20 protein-coding genes are annotated in these 22,302 nt (G+C 67.8%); 14 read left to right on the plus strand and 6 right to left on the minus strand.

The features are described 5' to 3' along the window. Window positions 1-62: 62 nt before the first annotated feature. Complete coding sequence (locus KHF85_RS17040) at window positions 63-2,894, plus strand: rhamnan synthesis F family protein (RefSeq protein ID WP_284567566.1); 2,832 nt, start codon at window positions 63-65, stop codon at window positions 2,892-2,894. 24 nt (window positions 2,895-2,918) lie between these two features. On the opposite strand, the gene KHF85_RS17045 is transcribed toward KHF85_RS17040, so the two are convergent. Beyond that, window positions 2,919-3,551, minus strand: coding sequence for a CoA transferase subunit B (locus tag KHF85_RS17045; protein ID WP_003466796.1), 633 nt, complete (start codon window positions 3,549-3,551; stop codon window positions 2,919-2,921). Between the two features lies 1 nt (window position 3,552). Beyond that, window positions 3,553-4,290, minus strand: a complete 738-nt coding sequence (locus KHF85_RS17050; protein ID WP_284567567.1) for a CoA transferase subunit A — start codon at window positions 4,288-4,290, stop codon at window positions 3,553-3,555. A gap of 133 nt (window positions 4,291-4,423) precedes the next feature. On the opposite strand from KHF85_RS17050, the gene KHF85_RS17055 reads away from it, so the two are divergent. Both KHF85_RS17055 and KHF85_RS17060 read left to right on the plus strand, forming a co-directional pair. Next, the gene (locus KHF85_RS17055) at window positions 4,424-5,770 is read left to right on the plus strand and encodes a phosphohexomutase domain-containing protein (RefSeq protein ID WP_009575620.1); all 1,347 of its coding nucleotides are present in this window, start codon (window positions 4,424-4,426) and stop codon (window positions 5,768-5,770) included. Window positions 5,771-5,818: 48 nt separating this feature from the next. Beyond that, on the plus strand, window positions 5,819-7,222 hold the full coding sequence (locus KHF85_RS17060; protein ID WP_284567568.1) for a mannose-1-phosphate guanylyltransferase/mannose-6-phosphate isomerase: 1,404 nt from the start codon (window positions 5,819-5,821) through the stop codon (window positions 7,220-7,222). 72 nt (window positions 7,223-7,294) lie between these two features. On the opposite strand, the gene rfbD is transcribed toward KHF85_RS17060, so the two are convergent. The 4 genes from rfbD to rfbB are packed head-to-tail and all read right to left on the minus strand — an operon-like array spanning window position 7,295 to window position 10,763. Continuing rightward, a complete protein-coding gene (gene rfbD, locus KHF85_RS17065) occupies window positions 7,295-8,212 on the minus strand; it encodes a dTDP-4-dehydrorhamnose reductase (RefSeq protein WP_284567569.1) in 918 nt (305 codons plus the stop codon). Beyond that, on the minus strand, window positions 8,209-8,766 hold the full coding sequence (rfbC, locus tag KHF85_RS17070) for a dTDP-4-dehydrorhamnose 3,5-epimerase (protein WP_284567570.1): 558 nt from the start codon (window positions 8,764-8,766) through the stop codon (window positions 8,209-8,211). The genes rfbD and rfbC overlap by 4 nt, the downstream gene beginning before the upstream one ends. After that, on the minus strand, window positions 8,763-9,650 hold the full coding sequence (gene rfbA / locus KHF85_RS17075) for a glucose-1-phosphate thymidylyltransferase RfbA (protein ID WP_009575611.1): 888 nt from the start codon (window positions 9,648-9,650) through the stop codon (window positions 8,763-8,765). The genes rfbC and rfbA overlap by 4 nt, the downstream gene beginning before the upstream one ends. Before the next feature lie 57 nt (window positions 9,651-9,707). Continuing rightward, the gene (gene rfbB / locus KHF85_RS17080; RefSeq protein WP_284567571.1) at window positions 9,708-10,763 is read right to left on the minus strand and encodes a dTDP-glucose 4,6-dehydratase; all 1,056 of its coding nucleotides are present in this window, start codon (window positions 10,761-10,763) and stop codon (window positions 9,708-9,710) included. A gap of 237 nt (window positions 10,764-11,000) precedes the next feature. Between rfbB and KHF85_RS17085 the strand changes: the two genes are divergently transcribed. The 11 genes from KHF85_RS17085 (at window position 11,001) to KHF85_RS17135 (ending at window position 22,195) form a co-directional block, all read left to right on the plus strand. Next, window positions 11,001-11,747, plus strand: coding sequence for an electron transfer flavoprotein subunit beta/FixA family protein (locus KHF85_RS17085; protein WP_284567572.1), 747 nt, complete (start codon window positions 11,001-11,003; stop codon window positions 11,745-11,747). Beyond that, on the plus strand, window positions 11,747-12,688 hold the full coding sequence (locus tag KHF85_RS17090) for an electron transfer flavoprotein subunit alpha/FixB family protein (protein ID WP_284567573.1): 942 nt from the start codon (window positions 11,747-11,749) through the stop codon (window positions 12,686-12,688). The genes KHF85_RS17085 and KHF85_RS17090 overlap by 1 nt, the downstream gene beginning before the upstream one ends. 16 nt (window positions 12,689-12,704) lie before the next feature. After that, window positions 12,705-13,694, plus strand: coding sequence for a lysylphosphatidylglycerol synthase transmembrane domain-containing protein (locus tag KHF85_RS17095; protein ID WP_284567574.1), 990 nt, complete (start codon window positions 12,705-12,707; stop codon window positions 13,692-13,694). Window positions 13,695-13,802: 108 nt separating this feature from the next. Further along, window positions 13,803-15,191 (plus strand): UbiA family prenyltransferase, encoded by a 1,389-nt coding sequence (locus KHF85_RS17100; protein WP_284567575.1) that lies wholly within the window; start codon window positions 13,803-13,805, stop codon window positions 15,189-15,191. Beyond that, window positions 15,191-16,498: an FAD-binding oxidoreductase gene (locus KHF85_RS17105; protein WP_284567576.1), complete on the plus strand. Its 1,308-nt coding sequence runs from the start codon at window positions 15,191-15,193 to the stop codon at window positions 16,496-16,498. The genes KHF85_RS17100 and KHF85_RS17105 overlap by 1 nt, the downstream gene beginning before the upstream one ends. Window positions 16,499-16,500: 2 nt before the next feature. After that, window positions 16,501-17,229 (plus strand): SDR family oxidoreductase, encoded by a 729-nt coding sequence (locus KHF85_RS17110; RefSeq protein WP_284567577.1) that lies wholly within the window; start codon window positions 16,501-16,503, stop codon window positions 17,227-17,229. A 1-nt stretch (window position 17,230) separates the two neighbouring features. Beyond that, the gene (locus KHF85_RS17115) at window positions 17,231-18,175 is read left to right on the plus strand and encodes an NAD-dependent epimerase/dehydratase family protein (RefSeq protein WP_284567578.1); all 945 of its coding nucleotides are present in this window, start codon (window positions 17,231-17,233) and stop codon (window positions 18,173-18,175) included. Between the two features lie 174 nt (window positions 18,176-18,349). Next, window positions 18,350-18,706, plus strand: a complete 357-nt coding sequence (locus tag KHF85_RS17120; RefSeq protein WP_284567579.1) for a hypothetical protein — start codon at window positions 18,350-18,352, stop codon at window positions 18,704-18,706. A 192-nt stretch (window positions 18,707-18,898) separates the two neighbouring features. Beyond that, window positions 18,899-20,353, plus strand: coding sequence for a hypothetical protein (locus KHF85_RS17125; RefSeq protein WP_284567580.1), 1,455 nt, complete (start codon window positions 18,899-18,901; stop codon window positions 20,351-20,353). Window positions 20,354-20,422: 69 nt separating this feature from the next. Continuing rightward, window positions 20,423-21,379 (plus strand): IS1595 family transposase, encoded by a 957-nt coding sequence (locus KHF85_RS17130; protein ID WP_284566649.1) that lies wholly within the window; start codon window positions 20,423-20,425, stop codon window positions 21,377-21,379. A gap of 30 nt (window positions 21,380-21,409) precedes the next feature. Then, window positions 21,410-22,195 (plus strand): hypothetical protein, encoded by a 786-nt coding sequence (locus KHF85_RS17135; RefSeq protein WP_284567581.1) that lies wholly within the window; start codon window positions 21,410-21,412, stop codon window positions 22,193-22,195. The last annotated feature ends 107 nt before the right edge of the window (window positions 22,196-22,302 follow it).

The raw sequence follows: 22,302 nt of genomic DNA on the forward strand, positions 1-22,302 counted from the left end.
CGCGCTTCCGGGACGATATGCCGGCTGCGCCGTGACAGAACGCGGCGTGGCATGACCTTGCGATGAGCGCCGCCTGGCGTAGGGTCACCCTGGCCGCGCGCGCGGCGGTCGAGCGCCACGGCGGCGGTTGGCGCGGCGTGCTCGCCGTCGCCGAACGCGGCTGGAAAGTCCTGCGCGCGCTGGGCCTGTCGGGTTTTCTGCAGCGCCTGCGCCATGCCGGGCAGGCGCAGGTGTCGGCAGCGCCGCCATCGGATGTGGTGTTCCCGGCGCCGACGCCGATCGAGCGCGTGCAACTGCGCGTGGGCGTGATGGCGCACGTGTTCTACCCCGAGCTGCTGGATGAATTGGCGCAGGCGCTGACCGCCATGCCGATGGCGTACGTGCTGATGGTGTCGGTCGTCGACGACGACGCGCAGCGCATGGTCCGACAGCAATTGTCGGCGCTGCCTAACCTGCAGACGCTGCATGTGCGCCAGGTCGCCAACCGCGGCCGCGATCTGGCGCCGTTGATCGTGACGTTCCGCGAGGAAGTCCTGGCGCTCGATGTCGTGGCGCACTGGCATACCAAGAAATCGCTGTATACCGGCAGCGAACGCCGCGACTGGCGCAGCTACCTCAGCGGCTCGCTGTTCGGTTCGCCGCAACGCGTTGCCTGGATCCTGGGCATGTTCGCCGCCGAACCGACGCTGGGCATCGTTTACCCGGAGAGCTTCGGCAGCGTGCCGCTGTGGGCGCACACCTGGTTGAGCAACCTGCACGTGTGTCGCGAACTGGGTCAGCGTCTCGGCATCGGCATCGATGCGACGGCCTACATCGATTTCCCGGCCGGCTCGATGTTCTGGGCGCACGTGGAGGCATTGCGGCCGATCTACGCGCTGGGATTGAACCTGCACGATTTTCCGGAAGAGCACGGCCAGATCGACGGGACGCTGCAGCATGCCCTGGAGCGGATGTTCGTGGCGGTGGCGCGCCAGCACGGGCTGCTGGCAGGCATCCTGCCAGCGGACGGAACGCTCGCGCTGAGCACGGAAGGAAGCCGCAACTGGATGCAGGCCTTCCAGATGCCCCTGGCCACACGCCTGGCGCTGTCGGCGATCGATGCAACCGTGGTGTCGCTGGATGTGTTCGACACCCTGGTGACGCGCCCCTTCCTGACCCCTGCCGGCGCGCGTGCCTATCTGGCCCATCTGGCGGCCGAAACGCTTGGCGTCGCCGAATTCGCCATGCTGCGCGAGCGTGCCGAAGCGCGCGCGCGCGCAGCGGCCGGACGCGATGTCGATCTGGACGCCATCTATGCGGCGATGGCGCACCTGGCGGAGGCGAAGGACCTCCCCCTGCAAGCTTTGCAGAAACTCGAGCTGGAGACAGAAGCACGCCTGTTGCAGCCGCGTCGGGCGCTGGTCGCCGCTGCCGCCGCGCTCGCCGCCAACGGCCGGCGCCTGCTCGCCGTGTCGGACATGTACCTGGACAGCGCCGACCTGCAAAGGGTGTTGCCATCGGCCGTGCGCGAACTGCCGCACGCCTGGTATGTGTCTTGCGAAACCGGCTGGCGCAAGGACGACGGCCAGGCCTGGGAACAGCTGCCGGCGCGCGAAGGCGTGGCCGCGCGGCACTGGCTCCACGTCGGCGACAACGAACAGGCGGATATCCAGCGCCCGCAGATGCACGGCTATCTCACCCCCGTGCATGTGCTGCGGCCAGCGGCCCTGCTCGACGTGGTCCCGGCATTGCGCCCGTTGCGGCCTGCCGCGGGCGCCGCCAGTCCCTGGCAGGATCAGTTGTGGCTGGGCCTGCTCAGTCGCCACCTGGCGGATCTGGCCGATGCGCGGCCGCAGCAGTTCGGCGAGCGGCTGCGCCTGGAATCGCCGGCATCGCTCGGCTACCTGGTGCTCGGCCCGCTGATCGCCGATTACCTGCTGTGGCTGGCGCGGCTGGCGCTGTCGCGCGGCATTGGCCAGATCCTGTTCCTGAGCCGCGAAGGCTATTTGTTGCAAAAGGCGTTCGCGCAGCTGCAGGCCGCGTGTCCCTCCTTGGCCGCGCTGCGCGGCCGCTATCTGCTGGCCTCGCGCCGCGGCACCGGCGTGCCGACGCTGCGTGAGGCAAAGGACCTGGAAGCCTTGCTCGGCAATACCTACACCGGCAGCCTGCAGGACCTGTTGCAAGCGCGGCTTGGCGCACCGGCGACCACCGCGATCGCCGCGCAGCTCGGCGCGGCAGACATGCGCAGCACCGTGCTCTTGCCGGAGATGCGTGCCGCACTGCTGCAGAAGCTGGCGCCCGCGATGCCGGCGCTGCTGGCCGTGGCCGCCGCAGAACGCGAAGGCTATTTGCGTTACTGGCGCGATACGGTCGGCGAGGCGCCGGCCATGGTCGCGGACCTGGGCTACGCCGGCACGATCCAGGCGCAGTTGGCCCGGTTGAGCGCAACCGCGCTGGGTGGCGGCTATTTCGCGGTGAACCGTGGCATCGCCCAGGTCGAGGCCAGCGGCTGGGCCGAAGCCTGCTATTTCGATGGCCGCAGCACGCAGGCGCCCCCCTCGCCGATCCTGCAACACGACTTGCTGCTGGAAACCTTTCTGACCGCAGCGCACGGCCAGTTCTCGCACTTCGCCCTGCGCGACGACGGCAGCACCGAAGCGGTCTTCGCCGACAGCGAATTGGACGCCACGCAGTTCGCCACGGTGGCGGCCGTCCAGCAAGGCGCGCTCGACTTCGTCGCCGACCTGTGCGCGGTCGGCGGCAGCGAAACCTGGCAGCTCACGTTCGACCATGCGCTGATCCAGGCGCCATTGCGTTGCCTGGGCGAGGGCCGCTGGCAGGCCGGCGACTGGGCGCGCGGCCTGGCGGTCAGCGACGCGTTCACTGGCCGCGGCCGGGTCGCCGTGACCCTCTGAGCGGCGCCTGCGCGCGCGGTAGCGTCAGGCGCTGCGGAACGCGACCCCGGTCTTGGCAACCAGTTCCGCCGCCTCCACGCCATCGGCCGCCTCGACCAGCACCAGGCCATCGGCGCTCACGTCGAACACCGCCAGGTCGGTGATGATGCGGTCGACCACGCCCACCCCGGTCAGCGGCAGGTCGCAGGCGGGCAGCAGCTTGTGGCTGCCGTCCTTGGCCACGTGCTCCATCAGCACCACCACGCGCTTGACCCCGGCGACCAGGTCCATCGCCCCGCCCATGCCCTTGACCATCTTGCCCGGCACCATCCAGTTGGCCAGGTCGCCGCGCGCGCTGACCTGCATCGCGCCGAGGATCGCCAGGTCGATATGCCCGCCGCGGATCATCGCGAAGGAATCGTGGCTGCCGAAATAGCTGGCGCCGGCGCGCGCGGTGACGGTCTGCTTGCCGGCGTTGATCAGGTCGGCATCGACCTCGTCCTCGCTCGGGAACGGGCCGATGCCGAGCAGGCCGTTCTCCGACTGCAGCCACACGTCCACGCCCTCGGGGATGTGGTTGGCGACCAGGGTCGGCAGGCCGATGCCCAGGTTCACGTAGGCGCCGTCGGTGAGTTCGCGGGCGGCGCGCTGCGCCATTTCGTCGCGGGTCCAGGCCATGTCAGGCGTCCTTCTGGCGCAGGGTGCGCTGTTCGATGCGTTTTTCCGGATGCGGGTTGTGCACGATGCGGTCCACGTAGATGCCGGGCAGGTGCACCTGGTCCGGCTCGATGCTGCCGGTGTCGACGAGTTGCTCGACCTCGGCGATGCAGACCTTGCCGGCCATCGCGCAGGCCGGGTTGAAGTTGCGTGCGGTCTTGCGGAACACCAGGTTGCCGGCCGCGTCGGCCTTCCACGCCTTGACCAGGGCCAGGTCGGCCTGCAACGCCGTCTCCAGCACGTAGTGCTTGCCGTCGAATTCGCGCGTCTCCTTGCCCTGCGCGACGACCGTGCCGTAGCCGGTGGCGGTGAAGAACGCAGGAATGCCGGCGCCGCCAGCGCGCAGGCGTTCGGCCAGGGTGCCTTGCGGATTGAACTCCAGCTCCAACTCGCCGGCCAGGTACTGGCGCTCGAATTCCTTGTTCTCGCCGACATAGGACGAGATCATCTTGCGGATCTGCCGGGTCGCCAGCAGCTGGCCCAGGCCGAAGCCATCGACGCCGGCGTTGTTGGAGATCACGGTCAGGCCGGTCACCGCACTGTCGCGCAGCGCGGCGATCAAGGCCTCGGGGATGCCGCACAGGCCGAAACCGCCGACCGCCAGGGTCTGGCCGTCGCCCACCACGTCGGCCAACGCCGTGGCCGCGTCGGGGAACAGCTTGCCGCGCCGTCCGGTCGCCCGGGTAGAGGTGTCGCCCATTCGCCAGCTCCGCATCGGAAGTAGACAAGTAGTTTAGCCGCTCGCCGCGCGCGGCCTACTGCGCACTGCCGCAATGACCGATTAAGGGCCGGACCGTTACACTCCAGGTTCCCCCATGCAAGGTTTCTGCCCTATGTCGCTTCCCGCATTCAAGGCCTACGACATCCGCGGTCGCGTTCCCGACGAACTGAACGAGGACCTGGCCCGCCGCATCGGCGTGGCATTGGCGGGGCAATTGGAGAGCGGGCCGGTGGTGGTGGGCCACGATGTGCGCCTGGCCAGCCAGGGGCTGCAGGACGCGCTGTCGGCCGGCCTGCGCGCCAGCGGCCGCGAGGTCATCGACATCGGCCTGTGCGGCACCGAGGAAGTCTATTTCCAGACCGATCACCTGCAGGCCGCGGGCGGGGTGATGGTCACCGCCAGCCATAACCCGATGGACTACAACGGCATGAAGCTGGTGCGCGAGAACGCGCGCCCGATCAGCTCCGATACCGGCCTGTTCGCGATCCGCGACACCGTGGCCGCCGACACCGCGCCGGCCGGCACGCCGACCGCGGCGCAGCACAGCCGCCCGGACAAGTCCGCCTATATCGCGCACCTGCTGAGCTACATCGACATCGGCTCGCTCAAGCCGCTGAAGCTGGTGGTCAACGCCGGCAACGGCGGCGCCGGCGCCATCGTCGACCTGCTGGCGCCGCACCTGCCGTTCGAGTTCGTGCGCGTGTTCCACGAGCCGGACGGCCACTTCCCCAACGGCATCCCGAACCCGCTGCTGCCGGAAAATCGCGAGGCCACCGCCAAGGCGGTCAAGCAACACGGCGCCGACTTCGGCATCGCCTGGGACGGCGATTTCGACCGCTGCTTCTTCTTCGACGAGAACGGCCGCTTCATCGAAGGCTATTACCTGGTCGGCCTGCTGGCGCAGGCGATCCTGGCCAAGCAGCCGGGCGGCAAGGTGGTGCACGACCCGCGCCTGACCTGGAACACGATCGAGATGGTCGAGGACGCCGGCGGCGTGCCGGTGCTGTGCAAGAGCGGGCATGCCTTCATCAAGGAGAAGATGCGCAGCGAGAACGCCGTGTACGGCGGCGAGATGAGCGCGCACCACTATTTCCGCGAGTTCGCCTACGCCGACTCGGGCATGATTCCGTGGCTGCTGATCGCCGAGCTGGTGTCGCAATCGGGCCGTTCGCTGGCCGACCTGGTCGAGGCGCGCATGCAGAAATTCCCGTGCAGCGGCGAGATCAACTTCAAGGTCGCCGATGCCAAGGCCGCGGTGGCGCGGGTGATGCAGCACTACGCCGCGCAGTCGCCGGCGCTGGACGACACCGACGGCGTCAGCGCCGAATTCGCGCAGTGGCGCTTCAACCTGCGCAGCTCCAACACCGAACCGCTGTTGCGCCTGAACGTGGAAACGCGTGGCGATGCGGCATTGCTGGAACAGCGCACCCAGGAAATTTCCGACCTGTTGCGCGGTTGATCTCCCCCTCTCCCCTCCCCCTAGACGCACGATGGAGTTCCCCCGCCCATGAGCGACGTCCTACCCATCATCCTGTCCGGCGGCTCCGGCACGCGGCTGTGGCCGCTGTCGCGCGAGTCCTACCCGAAACAGTTCCTGCCGCTGGTCGGCGAGCACAGCATGCTGCAGGCCACCTGGCTGCGTGCGGCGCCCGTCGCCGGGCATGCGCCGATCGTGGTCGCCAACGAAGAGCACCGCTTCGTGGCCGCCGAGCAATTGCAGCAGATCGGCGTGAAGCCGCAATCGATCCTGCTCGAACCCAAGGGCCGCAATACCGCCCCGGCCATCGCCGTGGCGGCGCTGGAGGCCACCCGCAACGGCGCCGATCCGCTGCTGCTGGTGCTGCCCTCCGATCACGTGATCCGCGACGAAGCGGCATTCCAGGCCGCGGTACGCGCGGCCGCGGCGGCCGCCGCGCAAGGCAAGCTGGTCACCTTCGGAATCCGGCCGACTGCGCCGGAAACCGGCTACGGCTACATCAAGGCCGGCGCCGGCAACGGCGTCAGCGCGGTCGAGCGCTTCGTCGAGAAGCCGGACCTGGCCACCGCGCAGGGCTACCTGGCGTCGGGCGAGTACTACTGGAACAGCGGCATGTTCCTGTTCCGCGCCTCGCGCTACCTGGAAGAACTGCGCCGCTTGCAGCCGGCGATCGCCGAGGCCTGCAGCAAGGCCTGGGAAGCGTCCAAGCGCGACGCCGACTTCACCCGCCTGGACAAGGACGCCTTCGCCGCCAGCCCGTCGGACTCGATCGACTATGCGGTGATGGAGAAGACCGCCGATGCAGTGGTGGTGCCGCTCGACGCCGGCTGGAACGACGTCGGTTCCTGGTCGGCCTTGCTTGAAGTCTCGCCGCAGGACGCGCAGGGCAATGCGCACCACGGCGACGTGATCGAGATCGATTGCCGCAACACCTACGCCTATGGTTCGCGGCTGATCGCGATGGTCGGGCTGCAGGACGTGGTGGTGGTGGAGACCGACGACGCGGTGCTGGTCGGTCATCGCGATCGCATCCAGGAGGTCAAGCAGATCGTGGCCAAGATCAAGGCCAGCGGCCGCTCCGAGGCCACCTGGCACCGCAAAGTGTACCGTCCGTGGGGCGCCTACGATTCGATCGACAACGGCCAGCGTTTCCAGGTCAAGCGCATCACCGTCAAGCCCGGCGCCACGCTGAGCCTGCAAATGCACCACCACCGCGCCGAGCACTGGATCGTGGTCAGCGGGACCGCCGAGGTCACCCGTGGCGAGGAAGTATTGCTGCTCACCGAGAACCAGAGCACCTACATCCCGCTGGGCGTGACCCATCGCCTGAAGAACCCGGGCAAGTTGCCGCTGGAACTGATCGAGGTGCAATCCGGCAGCTATCTGGGCGAGGACGACATCGTGCGCTTCGAGGACACCTACGGGCGCACCTGAGTCCTGCTGCAGCGAAAAAGAAAAAAGCCGGGCGATGCCCGGCTTTTTTCGTTTCCGCCTTTCAGTACCGCGCTACGCGGACGGCGGCGCTTGCGCAGCCAGTTCGCCGATCACCCGGCGCAGGCCATCGCGCCATTCCGGCAGCACCAGCGAAAAATCGCGCTGCAGCCTGGACACGTCCAGCCGCGAATACGCCGGGCGCTTGGCCGGGGTCGGATACTCGGCCGTGGCGATCGGCAGCACGCGCGGCGCACGCGACAGCAGACCGGCCGCGAGCGCTTCTTCGAAGATCGCCTCGGCGAAGCCGTGCCAGGTGGTCTCGCCGGCGGCGGTCAGGTGCCAGGTCCCCGATTGCGCGGCAGCGCGCTGCGCAAGGACTTGCGCGGTGACATCGGCGATCAACCCTGCCGGCGTCGGCGTGCCCACCTGGTCGGCGACCACGCGCAGTTCGTCGCGCTCGGCGCCGACGCGCAGCATGGTGCGCAGGAAATTGCTGCCATGCGCGGCGTAGACCCAGGCGGTACGCAAGATCAGGTGCTGCGCGCCGGACGCGCGGATCGCGGCTTCGCCGGCGAGCTTGGTCGCACCATACACGCCCAGCGGCGCGGTCGGCGCGTCCTCCGGATATGGGCGGCTGCCCTGGCCATCGAACACGTAGTCGGTGGAGTAATGCACCATCGGCACGCCATGCGCTGCGCACCAGCCGGCGATCGCCGCAGGCGCCTCGGCGTTGGCGCGCAAGGCCGCGTCGCGCTCCTGCTCGGCGCGATCCACCGCGGTATAGGCCGCCGCATTGACCACGGCGCTCGGCTGCAACCGATCCAGCAAGGCGCCCAGCGTGTGCGGCTGATCGAAGTCGGCGGTCTCGCAGGCGCTGCCGTCGGGCAGGCGGCCGCTGCGCGTGGTCGCCAGCACCGGCCCGCGTGCGCCCAGCGCGCGCAGCAGCTCCTGGCCGACCTGACCGTTGGCGCCGAACACCAGCGTGGTCACGGCGCGTACACCGGCAAACGCTCGGCCGCGATGTCGGCCAGGAACGGGGCCATCGCATCCTTGGCAGACAGCAGCGGCTGGCTGATCGGCCAGTCCACGCCGATCGCCGCGTCGTCCCAGCGCACGCCGGCGTCGGCTTCCTTCACGTACACGTCGGTGCACAGATAGCTGAACACCGCACGCTCGGACAGCACCGCGAACCCATGCGCGAAGCCTTCCGGGATCCAGAACTGTTTCTTGTTCTCCGCGCTGAGCACCACCGCCGCCCAGCGACCGAACTGCGGCGAGCCGCGGCGGATGTCCACGGCGACGTCGTAGACCTCGCCTTCCAGCACGCTGACCAGCTTGCCCTGCGGGCGCGGCCATTGGTAATGCAGGCCGCGCAGCACGCCCTTGGCCGAGGTCGAGACGTTGCTCTGCACGAAGTTGGTGGGCAGCCCGTGCTGGCCGAACCGCTCGGCGTTCCAGGTCTCGAAGAAATAGCCGCGTTCGTCGCCGAACACCGCCGGCTCGATCACCACGCAGCCGGGCAGATGGGTTTCAATCACTTTCACGGAACGGTTCCTCGGACAGCCAGTTCATGCAGATATTTGCCGTAGTCGTTCTTCAACAGCGGCGCGGCGAGTTTCTCCAGCTGCGCGGCATCGATCCAGCCCTGGCCGAATGCGATCTCCTCGGGACAGCACACCTGCAGCCCCTGTCGCGACTGGATGGTCTCGATGAAGTTGGAGGCCTCGTGCAGCGACTGGTGGGTGCCGGTATCCAGCCAGGCGTAGCCGCGGCCCAGCGGTTCCAGGTGCAGTTCGCCCGCGTCCAGGTAACGGCGGTTGAGATCGGTGATTTCCAGCTCCCCGCGCGGCGAGGGGGTCAACGCGGCGGCGTGCTCGCTGGCCTGGCCGTCGTAGAAGTACAGGCCGGTCACCGCATAGTTGGAGCGCGGCTGCGCCGGCTTTTCGGCGATGTCGATGACCTTGCCGGCCTGGTCGAACTCGGCCACGCCATAGCGCTCCGGGTCGTTGACCCAGTAGCCGAACACGGTGGCGCCGTGCTGCCGCGCATCGGCGCGGCGCAGGGTCTCGGTCAGGCCATGGCCGTGGAAGATGTTGTCGCCCAGCACCAGGCAGCTCGGCTTGCCGTCGATGAAATCGCGGCCGATCAGGTAGGCCTGCGCCAGTCCGTCCGGGCTCGGCTGCACCGCGTATTCGAGCTGCATGCCCCACTGCGAGCCGTCGCCCAGCAGCGCGCGGAACAAGGCCTGCTCGTGCGGGGTGTTGATGATCAGCACCTCGCGGATGCCGGCCAGCATCAGCACGCTGAGCGGGTAATAGATCATCGGCTTGTCGTACACCGGCAGCAGCTGCTTGCTGACGCCCTTGGTGATCGGATACAGCCGGGTGCCGGAGCCGCCGGCCAGGATGATGCCTTTGCGTTGCGTCATGATGTGCTTCCTAGGAAGTCCGCACATCGATGTGCGGGCTCTTGCGAGGGACTCGCGTTATGCCGCCGTGCCGATGCGTTCCAGCCGATAGCTGCCGTCGAGCACGCCCTGCACCCAGGCCTGGTTGGCCAGGTACCAGTCCACGGTGATGGCGATGCCCTGCTCGAAGCTGTACTTCGGCTCCCAGCCCAGTGCGTTCTTCAGCTTGGACGCATCGATCGCATAGCGCCGGTCGTGGCCGGGGCGGTCGGCGACATGGGTGATCTGGCTGGCGCGCGGCTGGCCGTCGGCGCGCGGGCGGCGCGCATCGAGCAGCGCGCAGATCGCCTGCACCACCTCGATGTTCTGCTTCTCGGAGTTGCCGCCGACGTTGTAGGTCTCGCCGACCTGGCCCTTGGCCAGCACGGTGCGGATCGCCTCGCAATGGTCGCCGACGAACAGCCAGTCGCGCACCTGCTTGCCGTCGCCGTAGACCGGCAGCGGCTCGCCGGCCAGCGCCTTGGCGATCACCAGCGGCACCAGCTTCTCGGGGAAGTGGTACGGGCCGTAATTATTGGAGCAGTTGGTGGTCAGCACCGGCAGGCCGTAGGTGTGGTGGAACGCGCGCACCAGGTGGTCGGAGGCGGCCTTGGACGCCGAGTACGGCGAATTGGGCGCGTACGGCGTGGTCTCGGAGAACTTGCCGGTCTCGCCGAGCGTGCCGTAGACCTCGTCGGTGGAGACGTGCAGGAAACGGAACGCGGCGCGCGGCGCTTCCGGCAGCGCCTTCCAATGGTCGCGCACCGCTTCCAGCAGGCCCAGGGTGCCGACCACGTTGGTCTGGATGAAGGCGCCGGGGCCGTCGATCGAGCGGTCCACATGGCTCTCGGCGGCGAAGTTCAGCACGGCGTCGGGCTGGTGCTCGCGCAGCAGTTGCGCGACCAGCGCGCGGTCGCCGATATCGCCCTGCACGAAGACGTGGTCGGGATTGCCCTCCAGCGACGCCAACGTGTTCAGATTGCCGGCGTAGGTCAAGGCGTCCAGATTGATCACGCGCACGCCGCGCGACACCGCCTCCAGCACGAAATTGCCGCCGATGAACCCGGCGCCGCCGGTTACAAGCCAAGTAGCCACTGTGACATCTCCTGATCGGGCGCTGCGACGCGCGCCGCTGTCCAAACCGAACAGCATATACGCTTTGTATGGCATGGTCGCCTGCGCCAGCTGTGCCGGGTTCAGACTGGGGCGCCCACCTCCGGTGGTGACCATACGCCATCGCATGGCCCGCTACTGCCGGTTAGAATCCACCGACTGCCCCGTGCCAGCCGCCGCGGCCGGGCCTCCCCGCACTGCTCAAGGATCTCGTACAAGATGAAAATCCTCGTCGCCTACAAGCGCGTGGTGGACTACAACGTCCGCATCCAGGTCAAGCCGGACGGCTCCGGCGTCGTGACCGAGGGCGTCAAGCTTTCCCCCAACCCGTTCGACGAAATCGCCCTGGAAGAGGCGCTGCGCCTGCGCGATGCCGGCATCGCCAGCGAGGTGGTGGTGGTCACCCTGGCCCCGGCCGATGCCGCCGCGCACCTGCGCAACGGCCTGGCGATGGGCGCCAACCGCGCCATCCACGTGTTCACCGATGCCGCGCTCCAGCCGCTGACCGCGGCCCGCGCGCTGCTCAAGCTGGTCGAGCAGGAGCAGCCGGACCTGGTGATCCTGGGCAAGCAGGCGATCGACGACGACGCCAACCAGACCGGGCAGATGCTGGCCACGCTGTGGGGCCGCCCGCAGGCCACCTTCGCCGGCAAGCTGGTGGTCGCCGACGGCAAGGCCACGGTGACCCGCGAAGTCGACGCCGGCCTGGAAACGCTGGAAGTGGACCTGCCGGCGGTGGTCACCACCGACCTGCGCCTGAACGAGCCGCGCTTCATCAAGCTGCCGGACATCATGAAGGCCAAGAGCAAGCCGCTGCAGACGCTGGCCTTCGCCGAGCTGGGCGTGCAGTCCAACGACAGCCTGGCCACCACCCACTACGCCCCGCCGCCCAAGCGCAGCCGCGGCGTGATGGTCAAGGACGCCGCCGAACTGGTGGCCGCACTCAAGCAGAAGGGGTTGTTGTAATGGCCAAGATCCTCGTCGTCGCCGAACACCTGAACGGCCAGCTCAACGCGGCCACCGCCAAGACCGTCAGCGCCGCGCAGGCGCTGTCGCCGGAAGCCATCGACATCGTGGTGCTGGCCGCCGATCCGGCCACGGTCGCTGCGCAAGCGGCGCAGATCGCCGGCGTGCGCCGCGTGCTCACCGTGGCCAATCCGGCCAACGAACACGCCATCGCGCAGGTGCTGGGGCCGCAGATCGCGCAGCTGGCGCCGGGCTACAGCCATGTGTTCGGCCCGTCCACCACCTTCGGCAAGGACCTGATGCCGGTGGTCGCCGCGCTGCTCGGGGTCAACCAGATCTCCGACCTGATGGCGGTCGATGGCGACTACGCGTTCAAGCGCCCGATCTACGCCGGCAACGCGATCATCAGCGTGCAGGCGCCCGCCGAGCAGACCGTGGTCGCCACCGTGCGCAGCGCCTCGTGGCCGGAAGCGGTCCAGGGCGGTAGCGCGGCGATCGAAGCGGCCAGCGTGAGCGCCACGCTGCCCACCCACACCCGCTTCGTCGGCCTGGCCGCCGGCAGCTCCGACCGCCCCGACCTGCAGAGCGCCAAGCGCGTGGTCTCCGGCGGCCGCGGCGTGGGTTCGGCGGAGAATTTCCAGATCATCTACAAGCTCGCCGACAAGCTCGGCGCCGCGGTCGGCGCCTCGCGCGCGGCGGTGGATGCCGGCTACGTGCCCAACGAACTGCAGGTCGGCCAGACCGGCAAGATCATCGCCCCGGACCTGTACGTGGCCGTGGGCATCTCCGGCGCGATCCAGCACCTGACCGGGATCAAGGACGCCGGCACCATCGTGGCGATCAACAAGGACCCGGAATCGCCGATCTTCGAGATCGCCGACATCGGGCTGGTGGGTGACTTGTTCGCCTTGCTCCCGGAACTGGAAACGGCACTGGGTTGACGCCGATGCGGCTCCGATGACCTCGCTGCCGCCCTCCGGCGCCGACGGCATGCCGATGCCGCGGCGGCGGCGCATGGACCATCTGGCCGGGTTCGTGCTGCTGTTGTGCGCGGGCTACGTGGCCACGTTGTTCTGGGTGGACCGCGGCAACGGGACGTTCTCGCGCTTGAGCGAGGTCGGCCACCTGATGGCGCTGGCCACCTTGCCGGTCAGCGCCAGCTACCTGTTCCGCTACTGGCGCTGGCGCTGGCTGCTGCAGCGCTACGGCCATCCGGTCCCGTTCGGCGCCGGGCTGGCCGGCTACCTGGCCGGCTTCGCGTTGACCGCAACGCCAGGCAAGGCCGGCGAATTGCTGCGTATCCGCTATTTCGCCCGCATCGGCGTGCCGGCGCGACGCACCATCGCCGTGTTCGTGTTCGAGCGCGCCTGCGACCTGCTGGTGATCCTGGCGCTGTCGCTGCTGGCCGCTCCGGTCTTTCCCACGCTGGGCGTGCTGGCGGCGGTGGTCCTGGCCTTCGTTGGCCTGTTGTTCGGCGCGGCCGCCTGGCCGCCGCTGCTGGATCGGCTGACCGCGCTGGTGCGGTGGATGCCTGGCCGCTGGCTGCAGCGCCTGGCGCAGTTCGCGCTGGCCGCGGCGCTGGAACTGCGCGGCTGCCTGGGTGCGCGCCAGTTCGGGCAAAGCATGGTCGCCGGGGTGCTGGCCTGGGGCCTGACCTCCGCGGTATTCGTGGGCCTGTGCCTGGGGATGGGTCTGCAACTGGATCCCAGCGTGGCCTTCGGCATCTACCCGCTGGCGATGCTGGTCGGCGCGCTGTCCTTCGTGCCCGGTGGCGTCGGCACCACCGAACTGGCGATCGTGCTGATGCTCGACCGCCTCGGCATCGCCACCGCCGATGCGATCGCCGTGGCGGTGGCGGCGCGCCTGGTCACGCTGTGGTACGCCATTGTGGTCGGCGCGCTGGCGATGATCCGGGCCGAGCTCCTGCCTCGCAACAAGGCCGTCTGATTCACATAGGTATAATCGCGGCCCCGCAATGGACCGCCAGGCCATCGAATGTCCGCCTCTACCAGTTCCCCGCCCCACCATCCGGCAGTTTCGGGGCGCGCCCTGTGCGTGGATCTGGATGGCACCCTGCTGAACTCGGACATTCTCTACGAGTCGGTGCTGGCGCTGCTGGCACGCAATCCGCTGTACGTGTTCCTGCTGCCGCTGTGGTTGCTGCGCGGCAAGGCGGCGCTGAAGCGCGAACTGGCCTCGCGCGTCACCTTGCCGGCCGAGACCCTGCCCTACAACGAGCAAGTCCTGGAACTGCTGCGCACCACCACGCAGCGTCCGCGCGTGCTGTGCACGGCCTCCGATGCCTTGCTGGTGACGCCGATCGCGGAATATCTGGGCCTGTTCGAGCAGGTGATCGCCAGCGACGGCAAACGCAATCTCTCCGGGCGCAACAAGGCCGATGTCCTGGTCGAAGCGTTCGGTGCCGGCAATTTCGACTACGCCGGCAACGGCAGCGTGGATCTGCACGTGTGGGAGAAAGCCGGTGGCGCCTGGGTCGTCAACAATGGCAGCGCGCTCAGCAAGGCCGCCGCGCAGCGCACCACGGTGCACGCGCATTGGCCCGCCCGGCCGCGCGCTCGCGCCTGGCTGAAGGCGCTGCGGCTGCACCAGTGGCTGAAGAACCTGCTGGTGTTCGTCCCGCTGCTGACCGCACATCGCTTCCTGGATCCGGAGTCGGTGCTGCAGGCGGCGATCGCGCTGATCGCATTCGGCTTGTGCGCCTCCGGCGTGTACGTGCTCAACGATTTACTCGATCTCACCCCGGACCGGCAGCACCCGCGCAAGCGCAAGCGCCCGTTCGCCGCCGGCCGTCTTCCCCTGCTGCAAGGCCTGTTCGCCGCGCCGGTGCTGACCGTGGCCGGACTCGCGCTGTCGCTGGCCTGCAACCTGGAATTCACCCTGGTGCTGCTGGCCTATTACGTGATGACGCTGGCGTACTCGCTGCGCCTGAAGCGCATCGTGATGATCGACGTGGTGCTGCTGGCGGCGCTGTACACGGTGCGCATCATCGGCGGCGCGATGGCGATCGACATCGAGCTGTCGTTCTGGCTGCTGGCGTTCTCGATGTTCATCTTCCTATCGCTGGCCCTGCTCAAGCGCTACACCGAGTTGCACGCGATGCTCAGCAGCGGCAAGACCAAGGCCAGCGGACGCGCCTACTCGGTGGAGGACCTGTCGCTGCTGCAGTCGATGGGTGCCGCCGCCGGCTACATCGCGGTGATGGTAATGGCGCTGTACATCAACAGCCCGGAGAGCGTGGAGTTGTACAGCCACCCGAAGGTGCTCTGGCTGGTCTGTCCGGTGCTGCTGTACTGGGTGAGCCGGGTCTGGGTGATCGCGCACCGCGGCGACATGCACGACGACCCGATCGTGTTCGCCGCCACCGACCGGGTCAGCCAGGTGGTGGTGGTGCTGTGCGGACTGTTCGCGCTGAGCGCCATCTGATGGCGGACGCGGGGCAATCCTGGGGGCGCTATCCGAAGGCGACGCAGGCCTTGTTGCCGGTCACCGACCGCGCGGCGGACCTGCCGGCATTCGACGGCCACGCGCTGCCGCGCGGCAACGGCCGCAGCTATGGCGACAGCTGCCTGAATCCGGACGGCAGCCTACTGTGCACGCGCGGCCTGGACCGGTTCATCGGCTTCGATCCGGCAACCGGCCTGCTGCGCTGCGAAGCCGGGGTCACCCTGGCCGAGATCATCGACCTGGCCTTGCCGCAGGGCTGGTTCCTGCCGGTGACCCCGGGCACCCGCTACGTGACCGTGGCCGGCGCCATCGCCAACGACGTGCACGGCAAGAATCACCACCGCACCGGCAGCTTCGGCCACCATGTGCGCGCCTTCGAGCTGCTGCGCAGCGACGGCACGCGCCGCGTGTGCAGCCCCGCCGACGATGCCGAAGGCTGGTTCGCGGCCACCGTCGGCGGCCTCGGATTGACCGGCCTGATCACCTGGGCGCAACTCCAGTTGCGCCGGGTCGCCAGCGCCGCGCTGGAAACGGAGAACATCCGTTTCGGCTCGCTCGACGAGTTCTTCGCCTTGTCGGCGGCCTCCGCCGACAGCCACGAATACAGCGTCGCCTGGATCGACTGCCTGGCCAGCGGCCGCGCGCGCGGCCGTGGTCACTTCACCCGTGCCGACCATTGCCCGGGCCTGCCGGAAGAACGGCCCACGCCCCCGGGCGCAGGCCTGCCGATGCCGCTGACGCCGCCGTTCTCGTTGGTCAACCAGCTGTCGCTGCGGCCGTTCAACGCGCTGTACTTCTGGCGCCAGCCTGCGCCGCGCAAGCGCGCGGTCAGCCACGTGCTGCCGTTCTTCTATCCGCTGGACGGCATCCGCAACTGGAATCGCATGTACGGCCCGGCCGGTTTCCTGCAGTACCAGTGCGTGCTGCCGCCGGCCGCCTCGCGCGACGGCATCGACGCGCTGCTGGCGGAGATCGCGCGCAGCGGCAGCGGCTCGTTCCTGGCGGTGCTGAAGGAATTCGGCGCCGCGCGCTCGCTGGGCATGCTGTCGTTTCCGCGCCCGGGCACCACCCTGGCGCTGGATTTCCCCAATAGCGGCCCGGACGTCTTCCGGCTGCTGGAGCGGCTCGACCGCATCGTCGACGCGGCCGGCGGCGCTCTGTACCCTGCCAAGGACGCGCGCATGAGCGCGGCGTCGTTCCAGCGCGCCTACGGCCGCTGGCGGGAATTCAGCCATTACCTCGATCCACGCTTTTCTTCCGGCTTCTGGCGCCGGGTCACGGAGTAACCATGCAACGCGTCCTCATCATCGGTGCCACCTCGGCCATCGCCGAAGCCACTGCCCGACGCTACGCCGCACGCGGCGCGGCGATCCATCTGCTCGGCCGCCAGGCCGCGCGCCTGGAGGCGATCGCGGCCGACCTGTCGGTGCGCGGCGCCAAGAGCAGCAGCGGCGTGCTCGACGTCAACGACGGCGCGCACCACGGCGCAGCGTTCGACGCGGCATGGTCGGCCCTCGGCGGCGTGGACGTGGTCCTGATCGCGCATGGCACCCTGCCGGACCAGGCCGCGTGCGACGCCTCGGTCGAGCTGTCGCTGCGCGAGTTCGCCACCAACGGCACCTCCACGATCGCGCTGTGCGCGGCGCTGGCGCCGCGCCTGGCAGCTGGCGCGACGCTGGCGGTGATCTCCTCGGTCGCCGGCGACCGCGGCCGCGCCAGCAACTACCTGTACGGCAGCGCCAAGGCCGCGGTCAGCGCCTATCTCAGCGGCCTGGGCCAGCGCCTGCGCCCGGCCGGGATCAACGTGCTCACGATCAAACCGGGCTTCGTCGACACGCCGATGACCGCCGCCTTCAAGAAGGGTGCGCTGTGGGCCAAGCCCGACCAGATCGCCAAGGGCATCGTACGCGCCGTCGACGGCCGCCGCGCGGTCGCCTACCTGCCGGGTTTCTGGTGGGCGATCATGTTCATCATCACGTCCATCCCCGAATTCGTTTTCCGCAGGATCAAGCTCTGACATGACCGACAAACACGCCAAGATCGTCATCACCGGGGCCGCCGGGCTGGTCGGACAGAACCTGATCGTCGAACTCGAAGAGCAGGGTTACAGCCAACTGGTAGCGATCGACAAGCACGCGCACAACCTGCAGATCCTGCGCGAGCTGCATCCGGCGGTGCGCGTGGTGCATGCGGATCTGGCCGAACCCGGCGACTGGGCGCGCGAGTTCGAAGGCGCCGCCTGCGTCGCCCAACTGCACGCGCAGATCACCGGCAAGACCACCGAGCTGTTCACCCGCAACAACCTGGTGGCCACCTCGCACGTGCTCGACGCCTGCCGCGCGGCCAAGGTGCCGTACCTGGTCCACATCAGTTCCTCGGTGGTGAACTCGGTGGCCAAGGACGACTACACCAACACCAAGCGCGCGCAGGAACAGATGGTCGTGGCCAGCGGCCTGCGCCACTGCGTGCTGCGCCCGACCCTGATGTTCGGCTGGTTCGATCCCAAGCACCTGGGCTGGCTGTCGCGCTTCATGGCCAAGACCCCCGTGTTCCCGATTCCCGGCGACGGCAAGTTCATGCGCCAACCGCTGTACGAGCGCGACTTCTGCCGCTGCATCGCCAAATGCATCGAACGCGAGCCCGACGGCGAGGTCTACGACATCGTCGGCGACACCCGCGTAGACTACGTGGACATCATCAAGACCATTAAGCGGGTCAAAAAGCTGCATACACTGATCGTGCATATCCCGATCGGGTTCTTTGCCTTCCTGCTGCGGGTGTATTCGCTGTTCAGCGCAAAACCGCCGTTCACCGCCGACCAGCTCAAGGCGCTCAGCGCCGGCGACGACTTCAAGGGCATCGATACCGAAGCGGTATTCGGCGTGCGCCAGACGCCGTTCGAAGACGCGATCCGCGAGAGTTACACCGATCCGCGGTATAGCCGTATCGTGCTGCAGCGCTGAACAGACCCGATGTCGATGAACCCACGCAGCGACTCCCGGATCGAGCTGAGGAGATACGATATCGCCTCCTGGGCTATAACCCGCTTCGCCCGGTATACTGGCCGATAGGCTACGCCGCAGTCGACGCATACATCCTGTTTTTCAGCAAACTCTTCCCAGCGGGCCCGTATTGGCGTGTTTCTCGCGCTGGCTTTCGCAAGCCTTGAAGTGTTCGCCGCAGCGCACAAGGTCACCGTCGAGCCGATGCTGTCGCTGCTCGACTGCGATCCTTATTTTCTCGCATTGAAGATCGTATTCTGGTGGACCTGCTTCGTCGTTCTGAAGGATCTGCTGGTCAGCGAGAGGCAAGGCGCCGGATTCACGCTGCTATTCATGCTGTTTGTCGGCTTGTTGAATACCGACCACATGCTGCGGCCGCGCTTTGTCCACTACGGACCCGCCGCACAACTGCGCAAGCTCGACCTGCCGGGCTCGCATCCCATCAAGTTCAACCCGGAGGGCTGGGAAACCACCATCACCACAAAGGAATGATGCCTGTCCCACGGGGAAGCCGAAGGCGCGCATGCGCATTGTCATGATGGGTACGGCGCGCAGACCGGTTTCCGATGGGCAGCAAGCGACAACGCGTTGACTGGGGCTTGCAGCGGAACATGCGCCAAGACTGGCATGGGGCGCGGCGTACAAAACCGCTTTCGTTGACTGTATATTGCTTTTTTTGGGTGCATGCGCGCCGGTTGCTCCGCTGCCGCCCCCGATGCCGACGGGAAACCGAATGCTGCGCGATGGCATCCGCGCGTCCCTGGCCAGAGCGCTTACCCCTCCCTTTTCGAAGAAACATCCATGCTCCACCTATTCCGCAAATGGCATGCCATTGCCGTCCTGAGCATGTCGCTGCTCGCATGCCAGCAATCGCCGCAGCCCAGCCTCGTGCAGGACGGCGGCTGCCCGCCGCAGCACTCGCCCTATCTCAAGCAGGCGCCGAGCGTCGAGGGGCGCATCACCTACTGCGACCAGGGCGACGCTTCCACCGGCCAGATCAGCACAACCGCGTACCCCGCCGGGACGCGCCACGTCACCGTGATGATGGCCGGGTATCCCGCCACCGAGGGCGTGCGCGTGCTGGCGGTCGCCACCGATGGCAGTTTCACTTCGGCATTGAAGACGGACAACATCGGCGAGAGCTGGAAGCCGGTCAGCTTCCAATTGCCCGAGGCGGCCCAGACGCACGCGTTCTACCTTCGGCTGGTCGATGACGCGACCGGCACGTTCGGCTGGGCAGGCCTGGGCTTCGAGCGTGCCGGGCTGGCCACGACGCTACCGGCCCACGCGTTGCCGATGGCATTGGCGATCCTCACCGCGCATCTGTGGCTGATCCTCGCCGGCTGGCTGCTGCCACGAACATGGACGGTACCGGCGCGGGCGCTATGCGCGCTCCTGGCGCTCGGCACCGCATCCGCGTGCGTCATTGCCGGCTACATTGCATCTCCCGCCCTCGGCGCCATCATCGCCTATGGCGCTGCCGCACTGCCGTTGCTTGCGTTGCCGCTGCGGCTGCGCCGGGGAGCGGCGCCGCTGGCCGAGGCCACCGCGCTGCACCGCCTGTTCTTTCCCTCGTTGCTGCTGGCACTGCTGATTCTCTGGATCGGACTCTATCCGTTTTCATGGGACGGGCAGGACTGGCAGACAGCCGCCACGCGTTGGCGCAACCTGCCGATAGATTCATGGCTGCCGCTGATCTTCGCCAATATGGTCCACGGCGGACGCCTGGACGTACCGATGATCGGCGACTGGCTGAGCAGCGATCGGCCGCCGCTGCAGTCGGGCCTGTACCTGCTGTTCTTCCACTCCTGGCTAGCGCACGGCGGCCTGATCTATCAAGCGCTGTCGACGTGGGCGCAAACGCTGGTCGTCGTGCCGCTGCTCGTCCTCGCCGGCACTCTGCCGCGGCGTTCGCAACGCGCCGCGATCGTGTTCGCGCTCGCGCTGTCTCCGCTGGTGCTGCTCAATGGCCTGTTCGTGTGGCCCAAGCTCTTCGCGGCGACGTTCTGCGCCATCTTCCATATCGCCCTGTTCGGTCCGTCCAGCATCGCCAGGCCGGCGCGCTGGTCGATGGCCGGGCTTGCGGCGGCCTTGGCCATGCTGTCGCATGGCGGCGCGCTGTTCGCCCTGGTGGCCTGATTAGCGCTGTGTCTCAGCTGGTGATGCTGCCTTGGTTTAGAAATGCAGGTTCTTCAGTGAGATACGGCGATGACGCTCAATCGGATCCAGTTCCAAAAGGGGCTTTCGATTCCGGCTTTTCTGAGCCGCTACGGCTCCGAGGCGCAATGTGTCGAGGCCTTGGTTCAGGCCAGGTGGCCCAATGGCTTCGTGTGTCCGCAGTGCGGACACACGCATGCCAGTGGCTTTGAGCGGGGACGCCAGCACCTGTGGCAGTGCGCGCGCTGCCGGGTACAGACCAGCTTGACCGCCGGCACGCCCATGGCAGACACCAAGCTTCCCTTGCGGGTGTGGTGGCTGGCCATCTATCTGGTGAGCCAAGCCAAGAACGGAATTGCTGCGCTGGAACTGGCTCGGCAACTGGGCGTGTGCTATCGCACTGCATGGCGGATCAAGCACAAAGTGATGTCGGCGATGGCCGATCGTGAGCAGTCACGCCGGCTCGACGGAGAGGTCCAGATCGATGATGCCTATCTGGGCGGCGAACGCGCCGGTGGTCCAGGCCAACCGCAGTGGCGCAATAAAGTGCCGTTTATTGCAGCGGTTTCCCTGCATCAAGGGCGCCCGCGCTATCTCCGCCTGGATGTGGTCTCCAGCTTCCGAAGAAGCGTCGTGCACACGTGGGCTCAGCAGGCACTGGCACCGGGCACCCATGTCGTCAGTGATGGGCTGACAGCGTTCACCGGTGTGGGCTGGGCAGGCCTGACCCACGATGCCATCGTGACCGGAAGCGGCCGCAAAGGCGTCCAGCAGCCTCGTCTGCGTTGGGTCAATACGATCCTGGGCAATCTCAAAACGGCGCTTAGCGGCACCCACCATGCGGTGGACTTCCCCAAATACGGCGCGCGCTACCTGCATGCGCATGCCTACCGCTTCAATCGCCGCTTCAACCTGGCCGCCATGGTGCCGCGCCTGGCCAGTGCCCTGGCCGGCGCGGGAAGGCTCACAGAGCAGCAACTGCGTACGACAGCTGAGACACAGCGCTAATCAGGCCTGGTGGGATCCACGGCCGCCTTCGTGTTGCTGAAACGCAGCCAGGCGTTGCCGGTGCTGCTCAAGACCGGCGCCCTTGCGGTGGCGGCCTACCTGCCTTGGGTCGGCTACCAGCGCCTCATCGACCCACCAGGCGACCGACTGCTGAAATGGCATTTCGCCGGGCACATCCCGGTCACCCAGGACTCGTTCTTGCACGTGCTGCGTGCGGCCTATGCCGATCTCGGCTTGTGGCCATGGCTCGCCGGGCGCGCCGCCAACCTGAACAGCCTGATGCACGGAAGCTTCAGCTTTTTCGGCGACGCATGGGCACTGTTCTGGAACCGCAGCCCGGCGGCGATCGCCACCGTCGTCGAGAACAGCTTTTTCTACGGCGCGTATTCGATGTGGTTCGCATCGCCGCTGTGGCTTTTGCCCTGCGTTGCCTATGCGTTCGTCAGGCGCCGTAGCCTGCGCCCGGTGCGGTTTCCATCCGACCTGGCGCTCGCCGCGGCACTGTCGTTCCTGTTCTGGATCCTGGTGATCTACGAGCCTGGGCAGACGGTCATTCATCAAGGCGCCTACTTCAGTTTCCTGGCCAGCATGCTGGTGATCCTGCTCATGCTGGCTCAATGCTTCCCGCTGGCGCTATACGCCGTTGTCGCGCTCAACCTCGCGGTGGCTGCGCTCGCCTACGCCTTCGACAGGCCTTTCGACGGTGCGTCCTCCGCGATCCATCTCGGCGCCACGCTGGCACTGACCGGCGGCTTGCTCGCCGCCTGCAGGCTGGCGTCAGCGGAAACGATGGACGACGAGCGTCGTCGGTGTTGATGCCGTCATTGGGTGCCGCTTGTCGCCCTTGAGTCGATGTCGATCGCCCGTTGCGGTGTCTTGCCGCATCCGGGATTGCGTCCGGTGGCCATGGCGTGCGGCAGCTG

It is taken from the genome of Xanthomonas graminis pv. graminis (assembly GCF_030168915.1).
Taxonomy (GTDB): Bacteria; Pseudomonadota; Gammaproteobacteria; order Xanthomonadales; family Xanthomonadaceae; genus Xanthomonas_A; species Xanthomonas_A translucens.